Here is an 11,247-nt window from a genome sequence, read left to right on the forward strand (position 1 = left end):
ATCACCCGGCCGCCCCGACGGCCCGGGGGGTGTGGAGCCCCGCCCGCCCCGGCCCTCTTCGCCGACGACCTACTCGACGAGCTTGCCGGCGGTTGAGACGTCCCGGATCAGCTCGGCGATCTCGGCGGGCACCGGCGAGATGGCCTCGCGCACGACGCCCGTGCCGGGCGACCACACGAGGTTGACCTGGAGTTCGGGATCGGACTGAGGGTAGTCGCTGCGGTTGTGGCACCCGCGGGTCTCACGACGCTCCCGCGCGGATTCCAGCGTCGCCTGGGCGGCCAGGAGCGACGCTTTGAGGTCGAAGGCGTGGGCGAGGTCCTGGAACCCGGCGATGTCCGGGTGCACGCCGATGTCGTTCGCGCGCTCCCTCGTGCGGTCGAGCTCCTCGAGCCCCGCGGTCAGCCCGCTCTCGTCCCGCACGACGCCGGCGTACTCGCTCATCGTGTTCCGGATGGCCCGCTGCAATGCGCGGACGTTCTCGGTCCCGTCCGCGGCGAGCAGCCCGTCGACCTCGGCACGTGCCTGTGCGACGACGCTCGCCGAGCGACGTTGCGCAGCCAGCGCGGCGGAGTAGTCGCCCGCGGCCCGGCCGACGATCCGCCCGTACACCAGGAGCTCGATGAGCGAGTTCCCGCCGAGCCGATTGGCGCCGTGCAGCCCGCTGGACGCCTCGCCGATCGCATAGAGTCCGTCGACGCCCGTGCCATGGTCCTCCGGACGGACCCGCACCCCGCCCATCGAGTAATGCGCGGTGGGGGCGATCTCGATCGGCTCGCGCGTGATGTCGAGCATCTGCAGCTCCATCATCGTCTGGTAGACCCGCGGCAGGCGCTGCATGATCGTCTCGCGAGGCAGGTGCGAGACATCCAGCCAGACACCGCCCTTCTCTGTGCCGCGGCCCTCCTTGATCTCGGTGTACGCGGCGAGCGCGACGCGGTCGCGCGTGGACAACTCCATCCGCTGCGGGTCGTACCGCTCCATGAACCGCTCACCGAGCGCGTTGCGCAGGACGCCGCCCTCGCCTCGCGCGGCCTCCGAGATCAGGGTGCCGGCGGCGTTCTCCGGCTCGAGGATCCCCGACGGATGGAACTGCACGAGCTCGGCGTCGCGCAGCCGCGCTCCCGCCTCGACGGCCAGCCGGAAGGCATCGCCCGTGTTCTCGTCGCGTCGCGACGACGTGCGACGCCAGATGCGCGTGTGACCTCCTGCGGCGAGGATCACGGCATCCGCGTGGATGAGGTACCTCGTGCCGTCGTTGATGTCGAAGCCGTATGCGCCGAACACGGTGTTGTCATCGACGAGGACGCGGGTGATGTACACGCCGTCGAGGATCGGGATGCCCAGCCGTTCGGCCTCGGCGACCAGACTGCGCTGGATCTCCAGCCCCGTGTAGTCGCCGGCGAAGGCAGTGCGCCGCCACGTGTGGGCGCCGAAGAATCGCTGGGAGATCCGCCCGTCGTCCTCACGCGCGAACGACATCCCGTAGCGCTCGAGGTCGCGGATGCCCTCCTCCGCTCCGCGGACGACGGTCTCCACGATCTGAGGGTCCGCGAGGAAGTAGCTCTCCTTGATCGTGTCCGCGGCATGCTGCTGCCACGAGTCCGACGGGTCCATCGTCCCCAGCGCCGCATTGATGCCGCCTGCCGCGAGCGACGTATGCGCATCCAGCCGCGGGCGCTTGCCGACGGCGAGGACATCCGTGCCCCGCCCGGCGAGCTCGATCGCGGCCCGAAGGCCGGATCCGCCCGTCCCGATCACGAGGACTCCTGTTGCCAGTCGACGTTCCATGCTGCCCACTTCCTTCTCTCTTCGGCCGCTGTGCGGCCGGCGGCGTGAGGTATCACGCCCATATTGGTGACCGGGCGCGCAGGGCATCTGTGACCGGCGGATGCCGGGCCCTGAGGCGACGAAGGGCGGAGCTGATAGAGCTCCATCCCGGTATCACCGCGTCAGGCGCGGTTCCAGTGGGCGAGCTTCTCGGGATTCACGATCGCCCACATCTGGCGCACCTTCCGCCCCCGCGCCATCACGACGACGACCCCCACCACGCGCCTCTCGATGCGGATGACGACGCCTGGGGTCGTGTTGATCTCGGCGAGGGCGAGCTTGCTGCCCGGGTACGCGTCCCGCAGTTCGATGAGCGCGACAGCCACCGCGGGCGCGCCGTCAGTCGGTGTGGTTGCGGACATCGCGCTGTCGCTGTCGATCGTGAGCGAGGAGCGGCGGTGCAGGAGGGCGACGAGCCCGTCGAGGTCACCCTGTTCCCAAGCAGAGAGGAACTCGGCCAAGAGCGTCCCCGGTGAGTGACGGGGACGTCTCTCGGGGTTCGTCGACGTCATGTGAGGGCTGGCGCGGCGTGTTCGAGCTTGTCGGGGCTCATGATCCACAGCAGCCGCGTGATCCCCTCCGGCGACACCGTCACCGTGAGCACGGTGGTGACGACGCCGTCTTCGGACAGCGTCACGGCGGGACGACCGTTGACCTGCACCCACTCGATCGTCTTGCCCGACCAGAAGTGCGACGAGAACGCCGCCACGAACTTCGCCACCCGCAGCGCTCCCGTGACCGGGATGCGGGCTGCGAGCTTCACGCCGTTGCCGTCGCTCAGGCTGACGATGTCGGAGACGAAGAGCTGCTCGAGCTGGGCGACATCCCCCTCCTGCGCGGCAGCAAGGAACGCCGTGAGCAGCCGGCGCTGCTCCCCCGAACTCACTTCGGCCTTGCGGTCGGACGCGAGGTGCTTCCTGGCGCGGCTGGCCAGCTGTCGCGCGGCCGCCTCGGTGGTCTGCAGGATGTCCGCGATCCGCGCGTACGGGTACTCCAGGGCTTCGCGGAGTACGTACGCGGCGCGCTCGGTCGGGGTCAGCCGCTCGAGCAGCAGAAGGACGGCGTACTCGAGCGCCTCCCCGCGCTCGGCGCCCAGAGCGGGATCGTCCTCGGTGTTGATGGGTTCGGGCAGCCACGGACCGATGTACGTCTCGCGTCGGACGCGAGCCGATTGCAGGGCGTTGATGGACAGCCGCGTCGTGATCGTCGTCAGGAAGGCCGCCGGCTCCTTGACGTCGGTGCGGTCGGTGGCCTGCCACCGGATCCACACCTCCTGCAGGATGTCCTCCGCATCCGCGACACTGCCCAGCATCCGGTACGCGACCCCGAAGAGGCGGCGCCGCGCCCGCTCGAACTCCTCGGTCGCGCAATCGTCAACGGGCTGCCCTGTTACTGCCATCTGTCTGTACCGCTCTCAACCATTCGATGTGAACCACGAGGTGCGCACCGAGGCGCCCCTCGTTCACAGTGACAAGGCAGCCGCCCGATGCGTGACAGATCGTGCTCATCCAATTCTCACCTCGCGTGAGGGAGCACTGTGCGCCCGCGGCAGTGCTCCATGAAGGAACGCCCGCCGAGGGTGCTGCACCGACAGCAGCGAGACGATGTCCCGGCCGAACAGCACCGCGGTCACCCACACGAGGAACACCCGCACCTTCCGCTCCCACGTCGGCAGCGCGAGCACGTGGTATCCGCGATGCATCACCCACGCGAGGAAGCCCGTGATGACGATGCCCTTCCACTGGAAGATGCCCTTGCCGAGCCCGAGGGTCGCGACCACGCCGAGGCTGTGGTGCACGTAATCCCGTGCGGCCTTCCCGCGCAGGCTCGCGACGATGTTCGACGCCAGCAGGGTGCCCTGCCGCACTGCGTGCTGGGCGTTCGGGACCGTCAGCGCGCCGGCAACGGAAGAGGCGAGGTCAGGCACGGCGGCGGCGTCGCCCGCCGCCCATGCATCGGGTACGGGGGTGTCGGACGTCCCGACGCGCATGTCCGCGCGGACGATCACGGAGCCGCGCTCGTTCACCGGCAGGTCGGTGTTGTTCGCGATCACTGGGTTCGCGCCGTTGCCGGCCGTCCACACAATCGTGTGCGAGTCGAACTCCTCACCCGTCGACAGAACGATGTGGCCGTCGACGGCCGACACGAGCTGGGTCTCGAGATGGATGTGCGCCCCGCGCTCCAGGAGGGTGCGCACGACCCACTCGCCCGGCCTGTCGGTGACTTCGGGGAGGATGCGGTCGCGCGCCTCGATGAGGTGGAAGGCCAGGTCGGAGAAGGTGAGCTCAGGGTACGACTTCAAGAGGGCCGTGGCGAGGGACAGCAGCTCGGCGAAGCCTTCGACTCCGGAGAACCCGCCGCCGACGAACGTGACCGTCAGCAGGCGTGAGCGGTCGGGTCCGGGCGGCAGCATCGAGGCGCGGTCGAACGCATCCAGCAGGCGGTCGCGGATGGCGACCGCCTCCTCGACGTGCTTCATCCCGATCGCGTGCTCCGTGACCCCCGGGATCGGGAAGGTGCGCGTCACGGCGCCCGCGGTGACCACGATGATGTCGTAGCCGAGCCGGAACGGCTCGCCGTCCCGCGGCTGCACTGTCACCGCGCGGTCCGCGTGTTCGATCCGGGTCACGGTCCCGTGGATGAGGCGCGTCCTGCGCAGGTGGCTGCGCAGCGAGATCGCCGCGTGCCGCGCCTCGATCGATCCGGCAGCCACCTCGGGCAGGAACGGCTGATAGGTCATATACGGCCGAGGGTCGACGACCGTGATCTCGGCCTCGTCCCGCCGGAGCTTCTTCTCCAGCTTCCAGGCCGTGTAGAAGCCGGCGTATCCACCGCCGACGATGAGGATCTTTCGCATCTCGATCTCCTGTCTTCACTGGATGGACAGCACAGGATGCGCATCTGTGACAGCCGTTCGCCGGCAGACCGGCGTCGGCGGCGGCTGTCACAAAACGTTCGCGGCGTATGTCACATGGGTGAGGTCAGGAGGACGACATGACGCGAACCGATGTGAATGACGAAGGTGCGGCCGATGCCCGTTGAGAGGCGCGCCCGCGCGCGGCGTTCGCTGACGGATGCGGCCTCGCGACGGTTCGCGGCGACGCGTGCTGGACGTGCCGTCGCCGAATTGCGAATGCGGCGGGTCCCGTTGCACTGGACGAACATGTTCGGAGCCGCATCGCTCGCATCCCTCGCGGTCCTGTTCGTCACGGGCATCCTGCTGATGTTCGTGTATGCGCCCTCGAGCGAGCGGGTGGTCTATCACGGCCCATGGATGCCGCTGGAGGGCATCACCGTGTCCAAGGCGTACGCGTCGACGATGGCCATCTCTTTCGAGGCTCCGGGCGGCCTCCTGCTGCGGCAGCTGCATCATTGGGCGGCGCTGCTTCTGCCGGCGACGCTCATCCTGCAGATTCTCGTGTCGTTCTTCACCGGTGCCTTCCGCAGGCCGCGCCGGGGGGCGTGGGTGGCCCTCTACCTGCTGTTCATCGCGGTCCTCGCAGACGGCTGGAGCGGCTACGCCCTCCCGGACGACATGCTCGGAGGCACCGGACTGCGCATCGTCCAGGGCATCGTCCTCGCCATCCCGTTCGTCGGGGTGCAGCTGTCGACGCTGCTGTTCGGCGGCGAGTTCCCCGGGCAGATCATCGAGCACCTCTATCCGGTGCACGTGGCGATCGTGCCGGTCGCGCTTCTCGTGCTCATCTGGGTGCGGGCGCGAGCAGCCTACCGCGTGCAACCGCCGCAGTTTACGGGGCCCGGGCGCACCGAGGACGACATCGTCGGCGTCGCCTGGCCGGCTGCGGCGGCACGCAGTGGCGGACTCGCGGCGATGGTTGCCGGTCTGCTCGTGCTCATCGCATCCACCGTCGCGGTCGCCCCGATCTGGGACTACGGGCCCTCGTCGCCCGGGGACGCGTCGGCCGGAAGCCAGCCCGACTGGTACACCGGCTTCCTCGACGGTGCACTGCGCCTGGTCCCGCCCGGCTGGGAGTTCGTCTGGCTCCACCGCACCTGGCCGCTGGCACTCCTCGTCCCGGTCGCCGTGACCGGCGCGTTCCTCCTCGCAGGGTTCATCTACCCCTTCTTCGAGGAGTGGGTCACGGGAGACCCACGGCCCCACAACCTGCTCGACCGCCCGCGCAACGCGCCGATCCGCACAGCGATCGGGATCGCCGCCCTCCTGTTCTACGGCGTCCTCTGGGGAGCAGCCGGCGCCGACATCGTCGCGGTGCAGTTCGGCCTCGCCCTCGAGTCGGTGATCGCGTTCTTCCAAGTCGCGGTGTTCCTCGCGCCCATCGTCGGCTTCGAGATCGCCCGGAGGGTGTGCATGGCGCTGCAGCGGAAGGACCGCGGCATCCTGTTGCACGGTTACGAGTCGGGCCGCATCGTGCGGCTGCCGGGCGGCGAATACATCGAGGTGCACAGCGCGGTCCCCGCCGAGGACCGCTGGCGCCACGAGGGCCCCGCCGCGAGCCACCCGTACCTCGCCCGACCGGACGAGCACGGCCAGCTCCGTGCCGTCGTGCGTGTGCGGGCCGCCCTCTCACGCCTGTTCTTCGAAGAGCGTCTGGAGCCGATCCCGACGTCTGTACTGGACGAGCCGACGGTGGCGACGCTCGATGCCGTCGCATCGGAGACCGCCGATCGTGTGTCACATCCGGCGACGGTCTCCGGTCAACACTTCTGAACGCCGCTCGAGCGGCACCCCTCAACGAAAGGACACACACATGTCGAAGATCGTCGTGATCGGCGGCACCGGCCTGATCGGTTCCAAGGTCGTCGCGAAGCTCACCGCACACGGTCACGAGGCGATCGCGGCCGCACCGAACACGGGAGTCGACTCGATCACCGGTGAAGGCCTCGCGGAGGCACTGGAGGGCGCGCAGGTCGTCATCGACGTCACCAACTCGCCGTCGTTCGAGGAGAACGCCGTGCGCGAATTCTTCACGACGTCGACGACCAATCTCCTCGCGGCCGAGAAGGCGGCCGGCGTCGGACACCACGTCGCGCTGACGATCGTCGGCACGAATCGTCCGCAGAACATCCCCTATTTCCACGCCAAGATGGCGCAGGAGAAGCTCATCCGAGAGTCGGGCCAGCCGTACTCGCTCGTGCACGCGACGCAGTTCTTCGAGTTCCTCGGCTCGATCGCCGACATCTCGACCGACGGCGACACCGTGCAGCTGCCCGGTGCGCTCGTCCAGCCCATCGCGGCCGAGGATGTCGCGACCGCTGTCGCGCGGACGGCCGTCGGTGAGCCGCTGAACGGAGACCGCGAGGTCGCCGGCCCCGAGCAGTTCGGGATGGACGAGTTCATCCGCCGCGGACTCGCGTTCCGTAACGACCCGCGCACCGTCGTGCGCGACGACTCGGCCCCGTACTACGGCGCGCAGATCGAGGAGCGCACGCTCGTCCCGCTCGACGGCGCATGGATCGCCGAGACGACGCTCGAAGAGTGGCTCCCCGCCAACCCGCCCCGCGCGTAGGTACGGACGCAAGAAGGGCGGGCGGAGGATGCTCCGCCCGCCCCTCATCCGACTCTTCCCTGCTGAGTGCTCCCGCGCGTGATCTGCAGGTCATCCCCCGTCATGCGGATCAGCTGCGGCGCTCGACGCCGGATACCCTTTGGCCCGTTCTCGGTGCTTGGGGCGTCGATGGGGAGAAACACGAAACCCTCTGTTTTCCCTAGAAAACAGAGGGTTCTTCAGTGCTGACCTTACGAACCTCTACTCAAACCCTTTGGAGATGCGGTTCACCCCCGATGAACTGCGCAAGCTTGCGGTTCCCGGCACCAGGGATGGGGGTTTGAGTACGCCTGTTCCGTATCGGCCACACGAGCTCGCGAAGCGCCTCGGCGCGGAGAAGGTCGATGAGCTCGTCCGGCGGGCTCAGGCAGGCGAGAGTGTCCGATCACTTGCTCGTGAGATTGGCGTGGCCAACTCTGCGCTGACGCGCATGTTGCGCGATCGGGGCGTGACGATCTCGAAGCGGAGGGTCAACGATCATGAAATGGCCGCCATGGCTAAGGAGTACGTCGCCGGAGTCACCATGGCCGAGCTCGAGCAAAAGTTCGGGCTCTCGCACGGCGCTGTGTACCGAGCGCTCCATCGTGCCGGGATCGAGCCGCGCGCAAGCGCGCCGCGGAAGTCACGATGAGGCCAGGGTCCAACTCCTCCGCGTGCACGCCACTCCTGCGACGCCACACGATCGATCACATCGACAGAGTGCACAAGCAACCGGCGACACCTCGGTAGTCACGAACGAAGTCCGCTACGTCTGCGCCCGAAGATCCGCCTCGCCAACCTGCGAGAGCGTGGTTGAAGTCCTCGCGGATCGTCGAGGAGACAGTCGGTGAGTAGGACTGATGCGTGCAATGTCCCCGTCCCGTCGTAACGTACAAGGCATGATGATCGAGTTCGACCCACGCGCTTACGAGAGCCTCCTGGCCGAGGTGGCCGAGTCCATCAAAGCGGCCGACGAGCGGTTCCGCGGAACTCATGCAGGGCTGCCGGTCGACGTGATCGTCACCGACTTCGAGACGCATGGGCCCAAGGTCGATCTGTCCGAGGCAACGCTTCAGGAGTACGCCGAAGCCGTCTCGACCGGCGCACCCTTCAAATGGGTCCTCAGCTAAAGAGTGCCACGAGCGCGAGGACCTGAGTCGACAGGATGCCGCCAAGCGCGCCCGACGACACGTCCTTCAAGAACCCGCCGAGCGCGATAAGCGCCTGCTTTGTGCGCGTCGGTTCCTGCACCGACACCCCCTGTCGTGCCTCGTCAACCAGCTGCGCGACCTGCGTCGACTCGTCGACGGTGAGCGCACCGATCGCCTGCGTCACCGCGTCGAGCACGGCCGACACCTTGTCGCCCCATGCGGGATCAGTAACGACGAGCGTCTGGGTCACGTGCGAGCTCGCGATGGAGACATTCGCTGGCCCCTGTACATGTGTCTCGAAATGCTGGGTCGGCGCCGGAAGCACCGGATCATGAACTGAGCGTCCTTGCTCGACGGTGTGGCGACCCTTCGCGGTGAGCTGCGGACGTAACGGTGCCGAATACTGCCACGCTTCCTGTCCGCCGATGTAAGCCCCCTCCTTCAGCCGTGCGCCCGCCTTCATCAACTCGTCCGAGGTGTACGCGACGCCGTGGAAGTGCGCACCGCCACGAAGGAAGTCGTCCGGCGTTGGTCCGTGCCCGTGGACCTCGATCTCCTCATACAGCCACCGCAGGTAATCGTCCTGGAGGTGGCGACGACGCACGACGACATCGCGGCGGGCCTGGTCGAAGCTCTCCGCCGCCGACTTCCCCTCGGGCCGCACAAGGACGTGGTTCAATCCGCCGAGCGTGCGGTGCGCTGTGACTAGGCCTTCGTGGTCGAGTAGCTCGAATTCATTGACGAGATCGTCACGGCTCAGCTCGAGTTCGGCACCGATGCCCTCTACGACCCGCTCAGTCTCAACGAATTCGTTTACCTTGCCATCTGCCAGCTCGAGGATGCCGACCAGCACGCGCAGACGCCGCGCACGAGATCCGGTAGGCAGCACGTCGGTCGTGATCATGCATCTGAGTGTATGCACAGCTATCGACATTGCGGAGTCGCACCGAGTCGTCCCTCAGCGACTCGACTGACACTGACGTCGGTGTCCGCGAATCCGTTGGATAATGAAAGGGCGGAGCCGCTGCAACGACCCCGCCCAGGCCTGGATGGGTTTCAGCCCTTCTTCGGCTTTTCGACAACAGTGGTCTTCGGGTTCCGCTTCGCGTACCCTGCCGTCACGAAGCGGCCCGAGATCGCGCTCCGCGCGTGGCCGCCGGCTACCGGCTTTCCAGACTTTGCCATGTTTCATCACCTCCTTCGCTCTGCTCGGCGAACATGGCCTACGCCGCTCGGATGAGCGGCCCAACCCCGTTACGAACAGCAACGGGGAGACTGCGCACGGTGAAGTCAGTGATGGCCCACTGGACTTCGTCGCGTGGAACGTTCCGCAGTGCCTCGACGACTTCCGCCGCGGCTTCCTTCGACTGAACGTCCTGAAGAATCCGGATCAACACGTCCTGCACATGCCAGCGGTTGTGATGGGCGCCGAGCCGGGTGAGCGCGGCCGCCACAAACCCGGTTACCTTCGGGTCGTCTCCAGCGAGGGTGACGCGGCGGAGAAAGTTCGCGAGCGTGTCGCAGTACTCGAAAGAGAACCTGCCGGAGCCGATGAACTTGCAGAAGCGCTCGATGACGCGAGCGAAGCCAGCCCGGTCACGGTCCCGCAGGAACTGGATCGAGGTGGCGTTCATCCACGGCAGTACTCGTGTCATGGCCCGCATGTCCTCGGCGTCGTTCTCATTAAGCGCCAGAGCCCAATCGAGGGTCTGGTTCAGGTCTTCGTCGGTCGGTCGGCCCAGCATCCGGTCACGCAGACGCTCTGCTTGCTCCGTCCGCGATTCCCAGTCCTGATGCTGGATCTGTGTGCCGAGGGCACGCTCAAGCGCGTCCATGAGTTCGGCGACCGACTGATAGCGCTGATCGGGTGCATTCGCGATGGCCTTCTCGATCACTGGCCGGAGCACACCGGGAGGGATCTCGACGTTTACCGGCCACGCACCGGTTGTCAACTCCTGCAGAATCTTGCCGAGGCTGTAGATGTCCGACCGGACGTCGGCACTCCGCGCATTGTTCCACTGCTCAGGCGCGGTGTAGACCCACGAGCCCAGGCCCTGCCGCAGCGAAGACGTCAGCGGGCTGCTCTCACGCTCAGCGGTCACGGCAAGCCCGAAGTCAGCGATCGCCCACGAATCGGACTCTCCCTCGCGTGCTTCTAGCCGCAAGACGTTCGCAGTCTTGAGGTCGCGGTGGTAGATGCCCTGCCTGTGGATATAGGCGAGCCCAGCTGAGATCTGTCGCATGATCTCGACGATCTGGGGCGGGTTGCCCGTGACCTGCTTGACATAGTCGGAGAGGCTCCCCTGCGCGAGCGGCATCGCGTACCAGATCTCACCAGCATCGGTCTCGCCCTGCGCGAGTACTGACACGACGTTGGCATGCTCCAGACTCTCCATCAAGCGCAGCTCGCGGCGGAATCTGTTGATGGCCTCATCCCCGACACCTTCGATGTCGCGAAGCACCTTGATGGCGACTGTGGCGTCAGTCTTCTTGTCGGCGGCCCGATAGACGTTGGCGAAGCCCCCGCTGCCGATCTCGGGGTACTCGAGAACGAAGCGCCCACCGAGGGTGCGGTTCTTATCTTCCGCCTTCGGCCGTCCCGCCTTAGTCTGTCGCAGTCCGGATCCCGCCCAGGCGCGGATCACATCAAGATCCCAGATCTGCCCCTGCGCAATTTCGCCCACCGCATCCGGAAAGTCCGGCCGCTGGCGAAGTGCGTTGACGCGCGCCTGCGACACGCCCAGCTCCTTGGCGACTTC

At 67.2% G+C, this 11,247-nt stretch carries 10 protein-coding genes; 4 read left to right on the forward strand and 6 right to left on the reverse strand.

Features of this window, described 5'->3' with window-relative positions; all coding sequences use genetic code 11:
- Positions 1-69: 69 nt before the first annotated feature.
- The 4 genes from QSV35_RS12045 to QSV35_RS12060 all read right to left on the reverse strand — a co-directional run bounded on the left by QSV35_RS12045 (position 70) and on the right by QSV35_RS12060 (position 4,687).
- On the reverse strand, positions 70-1,791 hold the full coding sequence (locus QSV35_RS12045; RefSeq protein ID WP_419956837.1) for an FAD-dependent oxidoreductase: 1,722 nt from the start codon (positions 1,789-1,791) through the stop codon (positions 70-72).
- A 161-nt stretch (positions 1,792-1,952) separates the two neighbouring features.
- On the reverse strand, positions 1,953-2,291 hold the full coding sequence (locus QSV35_RS12050; RefSeq protein WP_286288995.1) for a sigma-70 family RNA polymerase sigma factor family protein: 339 nt from the start codon (positions 2,289-2,291) through the stop codon (positions 1,953-1,955).
- A gap of 47 nt (positions 2,292-2,338) precedes the next feature.
- The gene (locus QSV35_RS12055) at positions 2,339-3,229 is read right to left on the reverse strand and encodes an RNA polymerase sigma-70 factor (RefSeq protein ID WP_286288996.1); all 891 of its coding nucleotides are present in this window, start codon (positions 3,227-3,229) and stop codon (positions 2,339-2,341) included.
- A gap of 105 nt (positions 3,230-3,334) precedes the next feature.
- Positions 3,335-4,687 carry an NAD(P)/FAD-dependent oxidoreductase gene (locus QSV35_RS12060; RefSeq protein ID WP_286288997.1) on the reverse strand — a complete coding sequence of 451 codons (1,353 nt, stop codon included), beginning with the start codon at positions 4,685-4,687 and terminating at the stop codon, positions 3,335-3,337.
- Positions 4,688-4,861: 174 nt separating this feature from the next.
- Here QSV35_RS12060 and qcrB point away from each other — a divergent pair, with 174 nt between their 5' ends.
- From qcrB to QSV35_RS12080, 4 genes are all read left to right on the forward strand, one after another.
- Positions 4,862-6,520, forward strand: coding sequence for a cytochrome bc1 complex cytochrome b subunit (gene qcrB / locus QSV35_RS12065; protein ID WP_286288998.1), 1,659 nt, complete (start codon positions 4,862-4,864; stop codon positions 6,518-6,520).
- 40 nt (positions 6,521-6,560) lie between these two features.
- Entirely contained in the window at positions 6,561-7,319 is a 759-nt protein-coding gene (locus tag QSV35_RS12070; RefSeq protein ID WP_286288999.1) for an SDR family oxidoreductase, read from the forward strand.
- 259 nt (positions 7,320-7,578) lie between these two features.
- Positions 7,579-7,989, forward strand: a complete 411-nt coding sequence (locus tag QSV35_RS12075; RefSeq protein WP_286289000.1) for a hypothetical protein — start codon at positions 7,579-7,581, stop codon at positions 7,987-7,989.
- 247 nt (positions 7,990-8,236) lie between these two features.
- Positions 8,237-8,467, forward strand: a complete 231-nt coding sequence (locus QSV35_RS12080; RefSeq protein WP_286289001.1) for a hypothetical protein — start codon at positions 8,237-8,239, stop codon at positions 8,465-8,467.
- Here the strand turns inward: QSV35_RS12080 and QSV35_RS12085 are convergent.
- Both QSV35_RS12085 and QSV35_RS12090 read right to left on the reverse strand, forming a co-directional pair.
- Entirely contained in the window at positions 8,460-9,392 is a 933-nt protein-coding gene (locus QSV35_RS12085; RefSeq protein WP_286289002.1) for a hypothetical protein, read from the reverse strand. The two genes, QSV35_RS12080 and QSV35_RS12085, sit on opposite strands and share 8 nt — an antisense overlap.
- A gap of 319 nt (positions 9,393-9,711) precedes the next feature.
- The gene (locus QSV35_RS12090; RefSeq protein WP_286289003.1) at positions 9,712-11,226 is read right to left on the reverse strand and encodes a serine/threonine-protein kinase; all 1,515 of its coding nucleotides are present in this window, start codon (positions 11,224-11,226) and stop codon (positions 9,712-9,714) included.
- Positions 11,227-11,247: the final 21 nt, after the last annotated feature.

Origin of the sequence: Microbacterium candidum, from assembly GCF_030315975.1 — a bacterium.
Lineage (GTDB): Bacteria > Actinomycetota > Actinomycetes > Actinomycetales > Microbacteriaceae > Microbacterium > Microbacterium candidum.